Below are 16,671 nucleotides of genomic sequence, written 5' to 3'. Positions count from 1 at the left end.
AGTCGGGCATGCTTATGGCTGTTCATCCGGTGTTGGCTCTGGAGTGGATTGGGTGTTTGGCGACTTCCAGTCTCTCAAACCCAATCCGGATGAACACCGGATACAACCTATTGAAGCTTCACATCTAGTCGGCCTCAGCGAAGGCCATGGAACACCAGCAGGGCAACGCCCGCGCCCGTCGCCACGCCCGCGACGATCTCAAGCCCGCTGTGCCCCATGCGGGTCCGCAGCGGCTCGTGCCCGGCGGCCTCCCCGGCCAGGCGGTTGATGGCCTCGGCCTGGCGGCCCACCTGGCGGCGCAGGCTGCGCGCGTCCATCATCACCACGAAGGCCAGGGTCAGCGCCACGCCGAAGGCCGGATGGCCCAGTCCCTCGCGCAGGGCGATCAGGACCGCCGTGCTGCTGACGATGGCGCTGTGATTGCTGGGCAGGCCGCCATAGCCGATCAGGCCGAAGGCCCAGCGCCGGGCACGGATGCTGTTGATCAGGAACTTCAGGCTGCCCGCCACCAGCCAGGCGAGGAAGGGCGTCACAAGATAGGACAGGTCCATGGTGTCACCCTCCGGCCGCAGGCCAGAGCACCCACAGGCAGGCGCCCATCCACACGAGCACCGTCAGCAGCAGGGGCAGGTCGGACAGCAGGACGTCCGTCGGTGACTCCCCGCCCTCCAGCGTCTCCACCACATACCAGTAGCGGAACAGGCCGAAGAGCACCACGGGCACCGTCACCACCAGCTCGGGCCGGCTGGACATGACGAAGAGACTGTAGAAGACCAGGGCGCCCATCGCCGCCATCTCCGCATACCGGTCCACCAGCGCGACGGAGTAGTGCTGCAGCACGTCGCGGGCCTCGCTGCCGCGCTGGCTGAGCTCCTGCCGGCGCTTGACGGCGGCCATGTACAGGGCCAGGCACATCGTGGTCACGAACATCCAGGAAGACACCGGCACCGCCAGGGCCTCCGCGCCTGCATACACACGCAGGACGAAGCCGAAGGCCACCAGGAAGATGTCCAGCACCGGCTGATGCTTGAGCCCGAAGCTGTAGGCGAGGTTCAGCGCGAGGTAGGCCGCCAGCACCTTGACGACGCCCGGCTGCCACCACCAGGCCGACAGCAGCACCAGGTACAGGAGGCCCAGCAGCAGCAAGGCGGCCCGCACCGAGACCGTCCCGGCAGCCAGCGGCCGCGTCTTCGACTTCACGGGATGGCGGCGGTCTTTGTCGATGTCCTGCAGGTCGTTGACGATGTAGGCCGCGGACGAGGCGATGCAAAAGAGCACGAAGGCCAGCAGCACGGCCCCCTGCGCCGCCGGGCTTCTGAAGGCGCCGGCAAACACCAGCGGTGCCAGCACGAAGATGTTCTTCACCCACTGGCGCGGGCGCATGAGTTTCAGCAGTTCCATCGATGCCTTCCTGGTCTCTTGCTGCGCGGAGCCGGTCACAGCGCGGCCAGCACGGTGCCGCAGATGCGGTCCACGTCGGCGTCCTGCAGCTCGTAGAAGAAGGGCAGGCGGACCAGGCAGTCCGCAAAGCGGTCGCAGTTCGGCAGCTCGCGACCGTCATGCCTGGCGGCGTAGTAGCGGCTGCGATGCAGGGACTGGTAGTGGAAGACGGCGTCGATCCCCTCCTTCTTGAGGGCCTCGATCAGTACGCTGCGCTGGGCCAGGCTCTCGCACACCAGGTAGAACATGTGGCCGTTGTTGCTGGCCCATGCCGGCACGACGGGCAGCTTCACGCCCTTGGCCGGCAGGGCCGGGGCCAGATTGTCCCAGTAGCGCTGCCAGAGGGCCTTGCGGCGCAGCTGGATGGCGTCCAGCACCTCCAGCTGGGCGTAGAGATAGGCCGACACGATGTCCGACGGAAGGAAGGAAGAGCCGATGTCCACCCAGCCGTACTTGTCCACCTCGCCCCGGAAGAAGGCGCTGCGGTTGGTGCCCTTCTCGCGGATGATCTCCGCTCGCTCCGTCAGCTGGGGATTGTTGATGACCAGCAGGCCGCCCTCGCCCGCGATGACGTTCTTGGTCTCGTGGAAGGAGAAGGTGGCGAGCGTACCCAGGCTGCCCAGCGGACGGCTCTTGTAGTACGAGTCGATGGCCTGGGCGGCATCTTCCACCACGACGATGCCGCGGCTGGCGGCCAGCGTCAGGATGGGGTCCATGTCGCAGGCAACCCCGGCGTAGTGCACCACCACGATGGCACGGGTGCGCGGCGTGATCAGCGCCTCCAGGCCACGGGGGTCGAGGTTGGGGTTGTCCGGCTCGCTGTCGGCGAACACCAGCCTGGCGCCGCGCAGCACGAAGGCGTTGGCGGTCGAGACGAAGGTGAAGGAGGGCACGATGACCTCATCGCCCTCGCGGATGTCCAGCAGCAGGGCGCACATCTCCAGCGCGTCCGTGCAGGAGGTGGTCATCAGCGTCTTCGGGAAGCCCCAGCGCTGCTCGAAGAACTGATGGCACTTGCGGGTGAACATGCCGTCGCCCGAGATCTTGCCCGAGGCCACGGCCTGCGCGATGTAGACCAGCTCCCGGCCATGCAGATAGGGCTTGTTAAAGGGGATTCTTGTCATGTCTGTAGCGCCTGTGAAATCCGATCAGCAAGGACTCGAACTGGAAATCGAGCCGCCGGTAGAGGTTCAGGATCGGCACGTTGGCGGCCGAGATCAGCGTGTGAACCTCACGGACGCCCTGCGCCCGGTTCCATTTCATCACCTCAGCCCACAGGGACACCCCCAGCAGCGCATGGCTCCGCTTCACCCCCGTCAGCACCCATTCGATGCCAGGCCCCGGCGCCGCGGCCCGCTGCACATGCAGGCCGATGACCTCGCCCTTGAGCTGGTAGGTGAGGATGTCATGCCGCTGGGCCTGCAGGTCGGCCAGCCAGTTGCGGTTGCGCTGGGCGGCGTCCGCGGGATCCACCCAGGGGTCCTCGTGGATGCGGCCGTGGTGGAAGTCCTCGGCGAGGATGTCCTGCACCCGAGCCAGGTCGGCCGGCTGGGCCGCCTGGAGCACCGGGCCGGGCCGGGCCAGCGCATCCAGGGACGCCGTCTGCTGGATGCGCGCATGCCGCAGCCGGTAGCTCGCCTCCGCGAAATAGAAGCCGGCCTCGTGGAAGGCCGCCTTGATCGCCGCCGTGGGCGGGAAACGGCCGTAGGCAAAGGCCACCTGCTCCTGCCGAGCCCAGTCGTTGAACAGGGCCAGCAGCGGCCCGAGGTCTGCGGCGTCACCCACGTCCAGCGCCGTGATCTCGGCGCAGCGATGGCCGAACACGCGCTCGTCCCAGGGCGTCAGGCGGCAGGCCAGCGATGCGGATCGGCAGCGCAGTGGTGTCATGGCGGCGGCAGCAGGAGTTTGCGGCTGAAGGCTGAGATCAGGTCGACGCCGTCCCAGGTCGGGGCGAAGGCCAGCGCCTGCCCGATCGGGCACAGCCGGTCCAGCGCCCGCGCGGGCAGGACCTGGACCAACTCCAGCAGGGCCTCGCGGGAAAAACCGTGCACGGCCAGGGTCTGCTCTTTGTCGCTCAGGTGGGCCGCCAGCGCAGCGAGCTCCGGCAGCTGGAGCTCCAGGAAGAGGCCGTGGCCGCAATGCAGCGCCCGGGCCTCGGCATCCAGGAGGGACTCCAGGCGCAGGCGGGTGGGCAGGGCGGCGGCCGGCATGCCCGGCTCGGCCGGCCGGGCCAGGCCGGCGGCCGCGAACTCGAAGCTCGCCGCGAGACGGGCCATGCAGGCGGCCTCGCTGTCCTGCGGCTGCCGGCGCGCCAGGACCTGGCGCAGGGCCGGCCAGAAGCGGGCTGCCGCGGCCTCGGCGGCTTCGTCGGTGCCGATCCAGGCCACCAGGCGCGGCGAGGAGCAGGCCTGCTGGGCGAACCAGAAGGCATCATTGAAGAAGTCGGCCGCCAGCTGGTCCAGGGCCGCGTCCGAGGCCTCCAGGACCGCCTGGGCCCGGATGGCGCAGGCTGAGAAGCGATCGGGGAAGCACACCTCCACCGCCGTGGGCCGCAGCGCGATGGCACGGATGGCCTGCACGGTGGCGTCTCCGCCCCAGACCACCCGCAGCATGCACGCCTGCGAGATCTGACGGGTGAGCTGCTCGTCGTGAGCGTAGGTCAGCAGCACGAAGCGCTCGCGCACGGCATCGCCGACGTCCTCGTCCAGCGTGCTGCGCAGCATCTCGACCAGGAAGTCCTGACCCTCGCTGGGCTGCTGCGACACGCGCACCAGGTTCACATTGCCGGCCAGCAGGGACAGCAGCCAGGAGTACATGAACACCGAGTCCACATTGCTGGGCGCCAGGTGGAAGGCCAGGCCGCGGCCCAGCAGCAGGTGGTCTCCGGCCTGTGGAGCGTGGCGCTGGGCGAGGTCCCGCAACTGGGCGCCGCGGAACCAGTGGCCCAGCGCGGCCAGCTCCGGAAAGCGGCGGATCTCCGGCGAGGTCAGCAGCCGCTGCGAGAAGCGGCGCACGAAGGCGAGCACGCGCTCGTCGAAGGGCTGCCAGGCCGGCTGCACGGACAGGCGCTGCAGCACCTCCTCCAGGCGGGCGTCGGGGGCGGCTCCCAGCAGATAGCGCGGTCTCGTCATGCCAGGGCCCTCGTGTCACTGCAGCCGCGCAGTTCCACCTGCGCCAGGCGCCCGAGCACCGACAGCCGGGCGCCCTGGCGTCCGCAGGGGCAGTCGTCGCGTCCGTGGATGATGCCGACGTCCTCGGTCAGCAGGGAATGGCCGGGATAGCTCAGCGGCAGGGCGCTCAGCACCTGGATGAGGCCGCGCTCGCCCGGGGGCTGGGGCTGCAGGGTGTGGGGATGGCGCACCAGCACGTCGGCGAAACCGGGCACATGCAGGCTGCCGTGCTCGCACTCCATGAAGATGGAGCCCACCTGCTCCACCATGCCGTAGTAGTTGTGGACATGCTCGATGCCGAACTGCTGCTGCAGGCAGCGCTTGAAGCTCGCGTTGTCGACCTGCTGGTCCGTCAGCCGCTTCCAGCCGCCACCGTGGATCAGCAGGCTGCCCGGCGGCAGGCGCAGCTGCAGCCCCTGGCGGAGGGCGCTCTGGTACAGCCCCTGCCAGACGATGAAGGTGAAGCCGAACAGCAGGACGGGTGTGTCCGCATGCCGGTCCAGGAAATCCCGCAGCGCGGCCGCATCGAGCGCCAGGCTGCCGTCCAGGCAATAGCTGTGGTCGCGGCCGTACAGCGAGAAGCCCAGGATGGCGGCCGCCCGGGCGCTGAACTGCCGGCGGTCCTTCAGCAGCTCGCTGGAGTCCACGATGAGCATGGGCCAGCGCTTGCGCCCGAGGAAGGAGGCCATGATGGCGGCCAGGGCACGGCTCTGCCGGAGCGAGGTCTCGCGGTCGAGGTAGATCTTCGACACCGCCTGCCCGCTCGTGCCGCTGGATGTCAGCGTCTTGATGACCTGAGCCGGATCCACGCTGCGCAGCTCCCGCGTCTTGAACAGCCGCACGGGCAGGTAGGGCAGCTCATGGAGATGCGTGGCTTCGCCCGGCGGGAACAGGCGCTCGAGGACCTGGGCATAGGGCGCACAGCGCGCCCGGTGCCACTGCGTCAGCGCCTGCATGGTGCGCAGGAAGGCAGGGTCCTTGACGCTGGCGGGCGCGTCGAAGGGCCCCAGACCTTCCATCGGCAGGGACGGCCAGTCTTGCGGGATCGGAGGCGTGGCGCTCATGAACCTTCCAGCAGTGCTGCGTAGTGCTTCTTGCCCGAGGCCAGCAGAGGCAGCGCGTCCACCGCGCGGCACTGGGTGGCACTCGGATGGATGCCGAACTGCTGCCGCACCAGGGCACTGGCCTGCGCGACGAGCGCGGCATCGCCAGTCTCCATCCACACGACCAGCCGATCATCACGCCCCGCCACCGCGACCGGCAGCTGCAGCAGGGCCTCCAGCGCACGCTCGACCTCGTCCAGGCCGATGCGGTTGCCGTAGACCTTGATGAAACGCTTGATCCGGCCTTCGAGGAAGAAGAAGCCGTCTTCGTCGCGGCGGGCCAGGTCGCCCGTGGGCAGGCGGCCCTTCATCACGTCGCCCAGCGCCAGCTCCTCGCGCGACTCGGCATAGCCCAGCATCACATTGGGCCCCTCGTAGACCAGCTCCTGGGTGTGCGGGTCCAGGTCCAGGCGTCCGCCGGGGATAGGCACGCCGATGGAGCCCATCTTGCGGGCGAGCTGGTCGGGCGGCACATAGCTGATGCGGGCGCAGGCTTCCGTCTGGCCATACATGACGAAGAAACGGCGCCCGGCCGCCAGCGCGTGCTCGTGGACCCGCCGGGCCAGGCGCTCGTCCAGCTTGCCACCGGCCTGAGTGAGGGTGCGCAGGGCTGGCAGGTCCTGCTGGAAGAAGCCGGTGCGATGCAGCATCTGGTACATGTAGGGCACGCCGGCCAGGGAGGTCACGGCATGGCGGCGCATCAGCGGCACGAACTCCGGGCTGATGATGCCCGGCCCGCCCAGCACGACGCTGCCGCCGGCCAGCAGGTGGCTGTTCAGCACGGACAGGCCGTAGGAGTAGTGCATGGGCAGGCTCAGGATCGCGCGCTCCCCGGAGCCCAGCTGCAGGTACTCGGCGATGGAGGCTGCGTTCGCCTGCAGTGCCTCGCGCGACAAGCGCACCAGCCGCGGGCTCCCGGTGCTGCCCGAGGTGCTGAGCAACAGGGCCAGCGAAGGGTGCAGCAGTACGGGGGGCGCGTCGGGCTGGGCGACGGGCCCGGCGTCGGCGGGGTCCAGCCCGGCCACCCACTGGGGCCGGTAGTGGGCCCGCAATGCCTCCACCTGCCGGGCTGGCATGTCCGCTGGCAGCAGCAAGGGCACGTGCCCTTGGCGAAGACAGGCCAGGTACAGGGTCACGTCGCTGAGGCGGTTGCTGCAGAACATCAGGCCCAGCGTGCGCGTGCCCAGGCGGGCCAAGGCCTCCTCGCTGGCGCGGACGGCTTCGGCGAGCTGGCGGCCGGACACCTCGCGGCCGCCCGTGTCGATGGCCACGACGCGTTCGCCGTGGGCCGCGTCCAGCGCCCAGAAGTTCACAGGCTCATGCCTCCGTCGATGCCGATCACCTGGCCCGTGATGTAGGCGGCACGGTCCGAGGCCAGGAAGCTCACCAGCTGAGCCACCTCGCGGGCCTCGCCCATGCGCCCCATGCGCACCAGGGCGAGCTTGCGCTGGCGCTGCTCAGGGCCGTCCTGGCGGTGCAGGTCGGTGTCGATGATGCCCGGCGCGATGGCATTGACGCGCACCTGGCGCGCGGCCAGCTCCTTGGCAGCGGCGAGCGTGGCGCCGATCAGGCCTGCCTTGGAGGCCGCATAGGCCACCTGCCCCTCGGCGCCCCAGCGGCCCACCACGGAGGACATGTTGATGATGGAGCCACGCCCCGCCCGGCCCATCAGCTTCGCAGCGCCCTGCAGATGCAGGATGGCGGCCGTGAGGTTCACCTCGAGCGTGCGCGCCAGGCTGTCCCGGGCGATCATGCCCAGGCTGGCGGACTCCATCACGCCGGCGTTGTTCACCAGCACGTCGAGGCGGCGGAAGCGCTTGAAGATCGTCTGGAAGGCCTGCCCGATGGCCTCGCTGTCCTGCAGCTCATAGACCACGGGCAGCACGCTGACCGGATCCAGACCGGCCGGCAGCTCGTGCATCAAGGCCTCCAGGGCCTCCTGGCTTCGGGCGTGCAGGACCAGCCCGAAGCCGTCCTCGGCCAGGGCCTTCGCACAGGCGGCCCCGATGCCGCGCGAGGCACCGGTGATGAAGGCAACAGGCTTGTCCATGACGCTCAGAGGTACTTGGCGACGATGTCCCGGGCCTTCCTGAAGCTGCTCATGTCAATCACGTCTTCCGCGTCGATCATGATGTCGAAGGCCTCCTCGATGGCAGCGATCAGCGACATGTGCGCCACGGAATCCCAGCCCTCTGCCACGGCGTACTGCAGCTCATCCGTGACCTGCGAGGCGTCCATGCCCAGCACCTGAGAAAACACCTCGCGCAACTTCTCTTCCATATTTCATCCGATCGACTTTGAAAATGACAGCACCACCACGCCCAGCATGATGATCGCCGTGCCGGCCCAGCGATAGATATCCATTTTCTCACCGAACAGCAGCGTGGCCAGCACTGCCACCAGCAGGAAATTGATGGCCATATAGGGGTAGGCACGGCTGATCGGCAGGCGGTTGATGGCCGCCATCCAGCACAGCGAGGCGAGAAAGGCTGCCCCGAAGGCCGAAACAATCCAGGGCCGGCACAGCAGACGGGCAATGCTCCAGAGATCCGTCCAGTTCACGGCGGCCCCGTGCAACCCCATCTGCCATTTCAGGACCAGTTGCCCGTATACCGTCAGCACAATGGTCAGGGCCACGAATAGATAGCTGATCGACATTTTCTGCCTCACTGCTGCGTGGAGGTATCTTCGGTGCTGGACCGCACGGAATATGGCGGGCGCTCCATGGCGCGGAAATGCATGCGCGCAATGTATTCACCAATGATTCCCAGCGAGAAAAGCTGCACACCCGAAAATATCGAGATGATGGACGCCAGAAAACTGAAGCCCGGCACCACGGCATCCGAGATGAAATACCTCACCAGCACATACATCAGCACCACGAAGCCGCCGGCCGCGAACAGCAGGCCGGCCACGCTGGCGATCTGCAGGGGCAGGGTGGAGAAGCCCGTCATCATGTTGAGGGCGTGGGTCATCAGCTTGCGGACCGTGTAGCCGGACTGCCCTCGCTCCCGCCGGTCCTGCCTGACATCGACCGAGCTGAAGCGGGTGGTGCCCCAGGTCAGCAGGACCTCGATGCTGACGGTGGGGCTGTTGTAGTCCGCAAAAGCGTTGCGCAGACGGGTCCTGAACGCCCGGAAGGCACTGGACTTGCGGGCCGTCTCTGCGCCCATGGAATGCTGCAGCGCCAGCTTGGTAACCAGGGATGCAACATTCCTCAGGAAGCCATGGTTCTCCTGCACCGGGGAGCCATAGACCACATCAAAGCCCTCGTTGATCTTGCTGAGCAGGCGCGGGATTTCTTCCGGTGGGTTCTGCAGGTCGTCGTCCATGGTGACGATGACCTGACCCCGTGCTGCACGAATGCCGCATAACAGCGCATTGTGCTGGCCATAGTTTCTGGCCAGCTGGATGCCCACGACGCGGCCGTCTGCCCGCGCGAGCCGGCTGATGACGTCCCAGGTGCCGTCGCCGCCGCCGTCCTCCACCAGGACGAACTCCGCCGACAGGCCGTTGGCGGCACAGACGGCATCGAGCCGCCGGTGCAGGTCGGGCAGGTTGTCCGCCGAGCGGTAGCAGGGAATGACGATGGAGAGGGCGGGTGCCTCCGGGCCCCGGGCCTGTTGTGCAGCTTGCTGCAGGGCTTGATCACTCATGGGCTGCCTTTCCAAACAACTGCCATCCACCACGCCCCGCAATCGGGACCATGCGGCCATCGGTCTTGCCGCGCACCCATTCCCTGGCATCGTCCGAGGAGCGGACCAGCAGGTAGTCGAAGCTGCTGCCGGCGTTGGCGTCCCAGTCGAAGCTGCCGGGCGCCCACTCGAAACCGGCGTAGATGCCGGGCCCCTGGCTGTCCTTGTACTGGAGCGGCATGCCCCAGAACCGAGCAAAGTTGAACTCGGACAGGCCGCCTTGCTCCGCCTGGTACCAGCTCGAGAAATGCAGCATCACCGGCGCGGCGCTGACCCGGCTGTAGGGGTCCGCCGCCAGCATCAGGATCCGTCGGCCAGGCTCGGCCCGGGTCATCACCGCCTGGTAGCCGGCGACCTCCCGATTGAAGACCTCCGCGCGGAAGGTCTGCCAGCCCAGCATCAGCAGGCCCAGCGCGGCCAGCCCGGCAGCGACCCAGCGCTGCCCCCTGGCGTCCAGGCGCGAAGCCGGCTCCTCGAAGCAGGCCCAGTAGAGCGGCAGGCCCAGGAAGCCGAAGCGCTGGTAGGTGTAGTAGTTGCCGCCCAGGAAATGCGGCACGAACATCATGAAGAACAGGTAGACGCCGAAGGGCACCCATGCGGTCCAGTGCTTCTTGACGCTAAAGCCCGCCGCCCAAGGCAGGGCCAGCAGCAGGAACCCCAGCAGCGCCCCCACGGTGGGGTCCGGCGCCGACACCAGGCCAGGAAGGAACTCCACCAGCCGGTGAAGGCCGATCTCCCAGCCGATGGGCGCCCGCGCGGCCGGCGCCGAGGCCATGCCCACGCCCATCCAGGCCAGCGTGATGGGCAGGATGGAGAAGACGGGCAGGCAGCGCCGCAGCCAGCGCAGCAAGCCCTGCCAGGGATGCGCCAGCAGCAGCACCGCGATGATGCAGACGAAGGCCGTGACCAGCAGGTGCGCAAAGAACAGCAGATGCAGGACCGCCACCATCTGCAGCGCCGGCTTCAGCCCGCCGGGCGACTCGCGCCATGTCCGCAGCCAGCCGAGGAACAGGAACACCAGCGGCGCCGCCACGAGGAAGTTCAGGAAGCCCCATTGGAAGGCGAAGCCGAAGGGCAGCATCAGGAAGGCCCAGCGCCAGGCCGGCTGCATGCCGGCCCTCACGGCATACCGCGCGGCCGCCCAGACGAAGAAGGCCTGCGCCGCCACGACCACCCCCTTGATCGCCAGCAGGATGCCCAGCGGCACGGACAGCGCCATCACCAGGCCATAGCCCAGCCAGTAGGGCGTGAAGGCCTGCAGGCTGAACAGGGACTCGTAGCGCCAGTCATGGGAGAACAGCATGGCCTTCAGCGCGGCGATCTGGGCCGCGTGCTGGGGCATGTCCGCCATCGGCGGATAGCTGGCGATCATCACCGGCAGGCCGCACAGCAGGCAGGCGAGGCCGAAGAGCCAGGGGTTGCGAAGGAGTTGCATCATGCCAGGCCTCGATTCAGATCTTCAGACGGTGCATCAGCACCCGGGGCAGGCTGCGGATGACCGCCATGATCAGGCGCCACTTGCCGGGCACATAGACCACCGGCCGCCCCTGAGCCACCCCCTTCACGATGCCGGTGGCGACCGCGTCCACCGGCGCCAGGCCACCCGGGGCGCCCTCCATCGCGGCGGTCATGGGCGTGGCCGTGGGCCCCGGCTTGACCAGCACCACGCGCAGCGGGAAGCCCTGCAGCGCCAGGCGATGCTGCAGACCCTCGGCATAGCGTTCCAGCAGGCCCTTGGCGGCGCCGTAGACGTAGTTGGACTGGCGGCCCCTGTCTCCCGCAACGGAGCCGATGAGGGCCAGGCGACCGCCCTCCACCGCCTGCATGCGGGCCGCGAAGGCCTCGGCAAACAGGACCGGCGAGAGGCCGTTGACTTCGAGCGTCAGGCGGGCCAGGGTCAGGTCTTGCTGCGCGCGCGACTGGTCAGGCAGCAGGCCATGGGCGATCAGGACCAGGTCGGGCGCCCGGGGCTGGCTGCAGTCGGTCGCGGCGCGGGCAATGGCGTCAGCATCACTGAAGTCCAGCACACGGCAGCTGATGCGGGCCTGCGGCGCACGCACGCGGAGGTCGCCCGCCACCCGTTCCAGACGTTCGGCGTGGCGGCCCAGCAGGACCAGCTCGCAGTCCGGCGTCTGGCGCAGCCACAGCCGCGCGCAATGCTCGGCCATGGCCGAGGTCGCGCCAACGATGACGATGCGCCGCCGGGAGGCTGCGCCGGCAATGCCCATGGGATCGGTCAACTTCAACTCCCCAGCAGGCGACGCGACAGGGCCGAGGACATGCCCGGGTCGCGCCACTGCAAGAACTCATTCAATCGTGGAAAGCCCGCTTCGAACAGGGCGCGCGGCATGCGTGCGTCCTTGGCAGGATAGAGGGCGCCCCCCGCCTCGCGGACGATGGCATCGAGCCGCTCGAAGAGCCGCGCGGTGCGCTCGCCGCGGTTGGGGAAATCAAGCGCCAGCGTCGTGCCCGGCCGCGCAAAGCTGAGGAGGCCGGGTGAGGGGCGGGCCCCAAAGGTCTTCAGCACCGCGAGGAAGGAGCCCTCCCCGCTGCGCGCGATGGCTTGCAGCATGGCCTCGGTGGCCTCGCGCGCCGTGCCGGGCGGCACCACGCTCTGGTACTGGTAGAAGCCCCGCGGGCCGTACATGCGGTTCCAGTCCATCAGCCCGTCCAGCGGGTAGAAGAAGGTCTCGTAGTGCTGCCGGGCGCTGCCGGCCCGGTGGCGTTGCAGGCGGTAGTAGGCGGCATTGAAGGGCCGCAGGGTGAGTGCATTCACCAGGGACACCGGCGGCGTCACCGGCAGGCGCCGGAGGCCCTTCGCGGGCTGGGGGCCGGTCTGGGCCGTCGAGGGATTCGCCCGCAGAAAGATGCCGCGCACGCCGCCGCGGGACTGCGTCAGGCAGTCGATCCAGGCCACGCTGTGCTCCCAGGCCGGCTCGCTGCCATCGGCCAGGGCAAAGAACTCGTCCAGGCCCCGGAAGGGCTGGGTGTGGGTGTCCAGCCAGGGGCCGGGCACCCGGCGCAGCTGCAGCTCGGCGCGCACGATGACGCCGGTCAGGCCCAGCCCACCCACCGTGGCCGCAAAGCACTGCGGCTCCAGGGCCCGGCTGCATTCGAGCACCGTGCCGTCGCTGCGGGCCAGCCAGAGGCGCCGGACGTGGTCGCCAAAGCTGCCAAAACCATGGTGGTTCTTGCCATGCACATCGTTGGCGATGGCACCGCCCACGCTCACCAGCTGCGTACCCGGCGTCACCGGCAGCAGCCAGCCCTGCGGCAGCAGGGTGCGCTGGATGTCCTGGAGCAGGATGCCGCCTTCGCAGCACAGGAGGCCGGTCTGCGCGTCCCAGCTGAGAAAGTGGTCCAGGGCAGAAAGCCGCCACAGCGTGCCGCCGGGATTCAGGCAGACATCGCCATAGCTGCGCCCCTGACCATAGGCGATGCCCGGCTTCTGGGCCTGCAGCTGCGCGGGCAGCGAGGCTTCGTCCGTGAGCTCCACCACGCGATGCAGGGCGGACTCCAGCCGGCCCCAGGACTGCATCGGCCTCATGCCTGCGCCCCGCTGGCGGCGACACGGAACACATAGCGCTTGTCCAGGTGGTACTTGAGCCAGTAGCCGGCAGCCAGGCCCAGCACGGCCCCCGCATAGCGCATGAGGCGATCGCCACCGAAGCAGCGGTCGAAGCTCCATTCGGTCCCCCAGAAGAGGGCCGTGGTCAGCACGCCGGCACCGACGTAGAGCACGAAGGTCTGCGCATCATGGGCCGCACTGCGGGCTCGGAAGCGGAAGATGTACCGCTTGTCGAGCACGTACTTGAGCACCAGGCCGACGCCGGTGCCCAGCACCACGGAAGCCGCCACATGCCAGGGGCCCTGATAGAGGCGCAGCAGCAGGTCCTGCGCACCGATATTGGCCGCCGTGGCCAGGGCCGCCAGCAGGGCGTACAGCGCCGGCAGGCGCATGCGCGACACGCCAAGACCTGTGGGGCTGCCCATGGGTATCGCCTGCTTCAAGGCCATGGCGCCAGGGGCACGGCCAGCAGCGGCCGCCCTTGTGCATCCACCAGCACGACGCCATCACGCTCCACGCCCTTCAAGGGCAGCCAGCCGGCGGCCTGCGGATGACCCGCCAGCACGGCCGCCACCTGGGCGGGTGGATTGAACTCGTTCAGACGCGACAGGGGCCGCGCGGCCGCATGGATGGCGGGCTGGACCTGCTCGATGGGCACATGGGACTCGGCCAGGCTCTCCACGGGGATGTTGTCGGCCAGCTCACGCGTGATCTGCTGCGCACGCACGGCGGGGTCCTGGGCATAGGGCGCGCCCACCCAGCGCGGCCCGCTGTGCCAGGGCGTCGCGGGCAGCGTGCGCATGCGCACCGGCCGCAGGAGGCGGAAGTCGTCCTTGACGAAGGCGATCCAGGCCGGCCGCCCCTGGTGCAGCGCATGCACGGCAAAGCCCAGGGTCACCAGCTGCAGCAGGCAGATCACGACCATGTCCAGCAGGAGGGCGCGGCGATTGGCCTTGTACACCAGGGCCCCCAGCGCAGGTGTGATCAGCACGGCGACGCCGGCCAGCGCCATCATCGGCCAGCCGCCGTCAAAAGGCCGCCAGGCGGCGGGGTACCAGAGGTCGAACAGCAGCCAGACCGGCAGGGCGCAGACCAGCAGGCTCAGCAGCAGGGCGACGAAAGCGAATCTCCAGCGGGCAGCCATGGCGGTCAGGGGCGGTTCTCGAAGAACTGGCGCTGGCGCAGGGTGGCGCAGGAGCGCTGGACCGCCGCGTCCTTCTCCTGCCACCGGTCGCAATACAGCTGCACAACGGCGTGCATCTGCCGGATCAGGTTGTCCTTGTTGTCGAAGTAGACCGCCTGGTTCTCTTCCATGATCCGGTCCGCCCGTGCGATGTCACCCATCGCATAGTAGATCGCCGCGTCGGTGTAGTTCAGGTAGCCGCTGCTGGTGTTCTTCAGGTACCAGCGCGCGATCTGGTTGTTCTCCAGGGCTCGCTTGCCATCACCCTCGAAGAGCAGCAGTGCCAGCGCATAGTTGGTGTAAGCCGCGCCAACCATGGAGCTCGACATGGGAAAGGCCGCCAGGCCCCGAGCGCCGTCCGGCATCGCATGGAACTTGGGAAGGGCGTAGAGAACGCCTTCCAGGTACTTGAGGCTTTCCGGATTGCCCTGACGCATCAGCAGGCTGGCGTAGATGGTCTGCTCGCCCACCTCCAGGCCGCCGTTCTTCTTGAGCAGCCGGTCGATCTCGGCCTGCACCCAGTCGGGATGGCCGCTGGACAGGGCCGCCTCCATGTAGTTGTGGCGGATGTTGACGACATCCGGGTGCTGGTGACTGGCCCAGCGCCACAGCAGTTCGGGACGGGCCCACAGCGGGACCAGGCTGGCCGTCACCAGCGAAGCAAAGACCAGCCAGCCCCCCAGGGACAGGGCCGCGGCGGCCTGACGCGCCCGTTCGCGCAGCTGGAGCCGGTCACCCACGGCGGAGCGCCAGGGGAAGCAGACGAAGGCCAGCGCCACGAAGGCCAGCGGCGCCGTCATGAAGCGCTCCTGGGCGACGTTGTCGGCAATGCTCAGCGGAATGAAGTGCAGCACCAGGACGATGCCCACATAGGCCGCCATCAGCAGCCAGGCCCAGGACGCCTGGCGACGCAAGGCCTGCCAGAGCACCACCAGGGTGATCGCCAGGGTCGCCAGATTGCCCAGGATGGCCGCCATGTCCAGCGTCAGGACGGAATAGGGATGGAAGATGCCGATCCGGCCGAAAGGCCAGACCACCATGCTGGAATAGAACTTGAGCGCTTCCAGGGGCAGCTGGGTCCGGACCAGGGCCAGCAGGTACTCCGCGCCCCAGATGGAGTGGTAGACCTGGCCCATGCTCAGGCGGCGCACGATGAAGTAGGTCAGCAACAGCAGCAGCGAGGCCAGCCAGATCGGGGCCTGGGTGCGCAGGGCACGACGCAGGTTCGCGCCCAGCGGCTGGCGGTCGTCGGCCGAGGTCGCCATCCACAAGCAGAACAGGATGCCGGGCGTCACCGCCCCCAGCTCCTTGCTGGCGAGCGCGACCAGGGTGCCCAGCAGCACGCCGACCACGCGGACCGGCAAGGGCCGGCCATAAGCCAGGAAGGCGCGGCTGGCCGCCAGGATGCCCGTGGTGGCCAGCAGGTCGAAGCGCCCGGACACCCAGGCCGTGGATTCGATCAGCGCCGGATGCACGGCGTAGCACAGGGCCGCCACTGTCGCCCAGAAGGCCGGCTGGACCTCGCCCCGCTCTTCCAGGACGCGGCGCGCGAGCGAGCGCAGCAGCAGCACATTGATGAGCAGCAGCGCCACATTGATGCCATGAGACACCCCGGGCTGCTGGCCGAAGAGATGGAATTCGGCCCACCAACTCAGCAGCACCAAGGGCCGCATGTAGCTGGTGCCCTCCAGGATGGGCTCGGTCAGGAGCCGCCAGCTGAGGGGTTCGACCACCAGCGAGTTCTTGCTGAGGAAGATGATTCCGTCATCCCAGACGTAGGCAAAGCCGATCGTCCGGCCATACAGGGCGATGCAGACCAGCACCAGCAGCGCCCACTGCAAGCGGTCCGACTTCTTCAACCAATCCAGCATGGAATGCATCTCTTCTTGAAAGACGGGCGGTCCGCCTGAACGGCGAGGACCGCATCGTTGCGGCGCCCACCTGGCATGTAGCGCAGCAAACAACAAAGGGGGCCAGAGCCCCCTTTGATCATGGCATGCAAAAACCGATTAGGGCTTGCAGGCGTTCGGCAGGTACTTGGCTTCGATGGTGGTGCCGGAACCGGTCACGCCGTCCACCGTGGTGTTGCCGCAGGACCAGGTGCTGCCGCCGTTGCCGGTCGTCAGCTTCAGGACGCCGCCGCTGGCCTTACCGGTGGTCATGGTGGCGGTGATCACGCCGGAGGGATAGAGGCCAGACACGGTTTTGGACACGGTGCTGTACTTGCCCACCAGGGTGGCGTTCAGTTCGCCAGCGGAGGGGGTGGCCATCGGGGGCACCAGGGTGCTGGGCCAGGCGTTCTTGTCAGCGCCGTACTCGGACAGGGGAGCCTTCAGGCCGGTCAGCAGGGCGACGGGCTCGGAGACCTGGCTACGGACCATGTAGTCTTGGTAGGCCGGCAGGGCCACGGCGGCCAGGATGCCGATGATGGCCACGACGATCATCAGCTCGATCAGGGTGAAACCCTTTTGCAGGTACTTCATGAATTACTCCTATGAGCAAATTGAGGGGG

18 protein-coding genes are annotated in these 16,671 nt (G+C 68.3%); all 18 read right to left on the bottom strand.

The window, feature by feature from the left end; translation table 11 throughout:
* Window positions 1–134: 134 nt before the first annotated feature.
* Entirely contained in the window at window positions 135–551 is a 417-nt protein-coding gene (locus tag ABDJ40_RS22640; RefSeq protein WP_347613112.1) for a divergent PAP2 family protein, read from the bottom strand.
* 4 nt (window positions 552–555) lie between these two features.
* Entirely contained in the window at window positions 556–1,440 is an 885-nt protein-coding gene (locus ABDJ40_RS22635) for a decaprenyl-phosphate phosphoribosyltransferase (RefSeq protein WP_347613110.1), read from the bottom strand.
* The gene (gene rffA, locus ABDJ40_RS22630; RefSeq protein WP_347613109.1) at window positions 1,437–2,564 is read right to left on the bottom strand and encodes a dTDP-4-amino-4,6-dideoxygalactose transaminase; all 1,128 of its coding nucleotides are present in this window, start codon (window positions 2,562–2,564) and stop codon (window positions 1,437–1,439) included. The genes ABDJ40_RS22635 and rffA overlap by 4 nt, the downstream gene beginning before the upstream one ends.
* A complete protein-coding gene (locus tag ABDJ40_RS22625; protein WP_347613108.1) occupies window positions 2,545–3,327 on the bottom strand; it encodes a GNAT family N-acetyltransferase in 783 nt (260 codons plus the stop codon). Before ABDJ40_RS22625 ends, rffA begins: the two co-directional genes overlap by 20 nt.
* Entirely contained in the window at window positions 3,324–4,571 is a 1,248-nt protein-coding gene (locus tag ABDJ40_RS22620) for an acyl-CoA reductase (protein WP_269630827.1), read from the bottom strand. Before ABDJ40_RS22620 ends, ABDJ40_RS22625 begins: the two co-directional genes overlap by 4 nt.
* Window positions 4,568–5,674, bottom strand: a complete 1,107-nt coding sequence (locus ABDJ40_RS22615; protein ID WP_347613105.1) for a LuxE/PaaK family acyltransferase — start codon at window positions 5,672–5,674, stop codon at window positions 4,568–4,570. Before ABDJ40_RS22615 ends, ABDJ40_RS22620 begins: the two co-directional genes overlap by 4 nt.
* The gene (locus tag ABDJ40_RS22610) at window positions 5,671–7,026 is read right to left on the bottom strand and encodes an AMP-binding protein (protein WP_347613103.1); all 1,356 of its coding nucleotides are present in this window, start codon (window positions 7,024–7,026) and stop codon (window positions 5,671–5,673) included. The genes ABDJ40_RS22615 and ABDJ40_RS22610 overlap by 4 nt, the downstream gene beginning before the upstream one ends.
* Entirely contained in the window at window positions 7,023–7,763 is a 741-nt protein-coding gene (locus ABDJ40_RS22605) for an SDR family NAD(P)-dependent oxidoreductase (RefSeq protein WP_347613101.1), read from the bottom strand. Before ABDJ40_RS22605 ends, ABDJ40_RS22610 begins: the two co-directional genes overlap by 4 nt.
* Window positions 7,764–7,768: 5 nt before the next feature.
* Complete coding sequence (locus ABDJ40_RS22600) at window positions 7,769–7,993, bottom strand: acyl carrier protein (RefSeq protein ID WP_269630823.1); 225 nt, start codon at window positions 7,991–7,993, stop codon at window positions 7,769–7,771.
* 3 nt (window positions 7,994–7,996) lie between these two features.
* The gene (locus ABDJ40_RS22595) at window positions 7,997–8,371 is read right to left on the bottom strand and encodes an EamA family transporter (RefSeq protein WP_347613100.1); all 375 of its coding nucleotides are present in this window, start codon (window positions 8,369–8,371) and stop codon (window positions 7,997–7,999) included.
* 8 nt (window positions 8,372–8,379) lie between these two features.
* Window positions 8,380–9,369: a glycosyltransferase family 2 protein gene (locus tag ABDJ40_RS22590; protein ID WP_347613098.1), complete on the bottom strand. Its 990-nt coding sequence runs from the start codon at window positions 9,367–9,369 to the stop codon at window positions 8,380–8,382.
* On the bottom strand, window positions 9,362–10,846 hold the full coding sequence (locus ABDJ40_RS22585) for a hypothetical protein (RefSeq protein WP_347613096.1): 1,485 nt from the start codon (window positions 10,844–10,846) through the stop codon (window positions 9,362–9,364). The genes ABDJ40_RS22590 and ABDJ40_RS22585 overlap by 8 nt, the downstream gene beginning before the upstream one ends.
* Before the next feature lie 13 nt (window positions 10,847–10,859).
* Window positions 10,860–11,648: an SDR family NAD(P)-dependent oxidoreductase gene (locus ABDJ40_RS22580; RefSeq protein WP_347613094.1), complete on the bottom strand. Its 789-nt coding sequence runs from the start codon at window positions 11,646–11,648 to the stop codon at window positions 10,860–10,862.
* 2 nt (window positions 11,649–11,650) lie between these two features.
* Window positions 11,651–12,946 (bottom strand): FAD-binding oxidoreductase, encoded by a 1,296-nt coding sequence (locus ABDJ40_RS22575; protein WP_347613091.1) that lies wholly within the window; start codon window positions 12,944–12,946, stop codon window positions 11,651–11,653.
* A gap of 5 nt (window positions 12,947–12,951) precedes the next feature.
* The gene (locus ABDJ40_RS22570) at window positions 12,952–13,401 is read right to left on the bottom strand and encodes a GtrA family protein (RefSeq protein ID WP_347613090.1); all 450 of its coding nucleotides are present in this window, start codon (window positions 13,399–13,401) and stop codon (window positions 12,952–12,954) included.
* A gap of 14 nt (window positions 13,402–13,415) precedes the next feature.
* Window positions 13,416–14,120, bottom strand: a complete 705-nt coding sequence (locus ABDJ40_RS22565; protein WP_347613088.1) for a hypothetical protein — start codon at window positions 14,118–14,120, stop codon at window positions 13,416–13,418.
* Between the two features lie 5 nt (window positions 14,121–14,125).
* The gene (locus tag ABDJ40_RS22560) at window positions 14,126–16,030 is read right to left on the bottom strand and encodes a hypothetical protein (RefSeq protein WP_347613085.1); all 1,905 of its coding nucleotides are present in this window, start codon (window positions 16,028–16,030) and stop codon (window positions 14,126–14,128) included.
* A gap of 138 nt (window positions 16,031–16,168) precedes the next feature.
* Window positions 16,169–16,642 carry a pilin gene (locus ABDJ40_RS22555; protein ID WP_347613084.1) on the bottom strand — a complete coding sequence of 158 codons (474 nt, stop codon included), beginning with the start codon at window positions 16,640–16,642 and terminating at the stop codon, window positions 16,169–16,171.
* Window positions 16,643–16,671 lie beyond the last annotated feature (29 nt).

The sequence above is a fragment of the Roseateles flavus genome (assembly GCF_039872765.1).
GTDB lineage: Bacteria > Pseudomonadota > Gammaproteobacteria > Burkholderiales > Burkholderiaceae_C > Roseateles_B > Roseateles_B flavus.
Note: the sequence above shows the minus strand (reverse complement) of the source record. Positions and strands in the feature narration are given on the sequence as shown.

Excerpts from the sequence above, each read along its gene's own strand:
- ABDJ40_RS22605 (WP_347613101.1), bottom strand. The coding sequence starts at position 7,763 with ATGGACAAGCCTGTTGCCTTCATCACCGGTGCCTCGCGCGGCATCGGG.
- ABDJ40_RS22570 (WP_347613090.1), bottom strand. The coding sequence starts at position 13,401 with ATGGGCAGCCCCACAGGTCTTGGCGTGTCGCGCATGCGCCTGCCGGCG.
- ABDJ40_RS22560 (WP_347613085.1), bottom strand. The coding sequence starts at position 16,030 with ATGCTGGATTGGTTGAAGAAGTCGGACCGCTTGCAGTGGGCGCTGCTG.
- ABDJ40_RS22565 (WP_347613088.1), bottom strand. The coding sequence starts at position 14,120 with ATGGCTGCCCGCTGGAGATTCGCTTTCGTCGCCCTGCTGCTGAGCCTG.
- ABDJ40_RS22640 (WP_347613112.1), bottom strand. The coding sequence starts at position 551 with ATGGACCTGTCCTATCTTGTGACGCCCTTCCTCGCCTGGCTGGTGGCG.
- ABDJ40_RS22600 (WP_269630823.1), bottom strand. The coding sequence starts at position 7,993 with ATGGAAGAGAAGTTGCGCGAGGTGTTTTCTCAGGTGCTGGGCATGGAC.
- rffA (WP_347613109.1), bottom strand. The coding sequence starts at position 2,564 with ATGACAAGAATCCCCTTTAACAAGCCCTATCTGCATGGCCGGGAGCTG.
- ABDJ40_RS22625 (WP_347613108.1), bottom strand. The coding sequence starts at position 3,327 with ATGACACCACTGCGCTGCCGATCCGCATCGCTGGCCTGCCGCCTGACG.
- ABDJ40_RS22620 (WP_269630827.1), bottom strand. The coding sequence starts at position 4,571 with ATGACGAGACCGCGCTATCTGCTGGGAGCCGCCCCCGACGCCCGCCTG.
- ABDJ40_RS22595 (WP_347613100.1), bottom strand. The coding sequence starts at position 8,371 with ATGTCGATCAGCTATCTATTCGTGGCCCTGACCATTGTGCTGACGGTA.
- ABDJ40_RS22590 (WP_347613098.1), bottom strand. The coding sequence starts at position 9,369 with ATGAGTGATCAAGCCCTGCAGCAAGCTGCACAACAGGCCCGGGGCCCG.
- ABDJ40_RS22575 (WP_347613091.1), bottom strand. The coding sequence starts at position 12,946 with ATGCAGTCCTGGGGCCGGCTGGAGTCCGCCCTGCATCGCGTGGTGGAG.
- ABDJ40_RS22585 (WP_347613096.1), bottom strand. The coding sequence starts at position 10,846 with ATGATGCAACTCCTTCGCAACCCCTGGCTCTTCGGCCTCGCCTGCCTG.
- ABDJ40_RS22615 (WP_347613105.1), bottom strand. The coding sequence starts at position 5,674 with ATGAGCGCCACGCCTCCGATCCCGCAAGACTGGCCGTCCCTGCCGATG.
- ABDJ40_RS22555 (WP_347613084.1), bottom strand. The coding sequence starts at position 16,642 with ATGAAGTACCTGCAAAAGGGTTTCACCCTGATCGAGCTGATGATCGTC.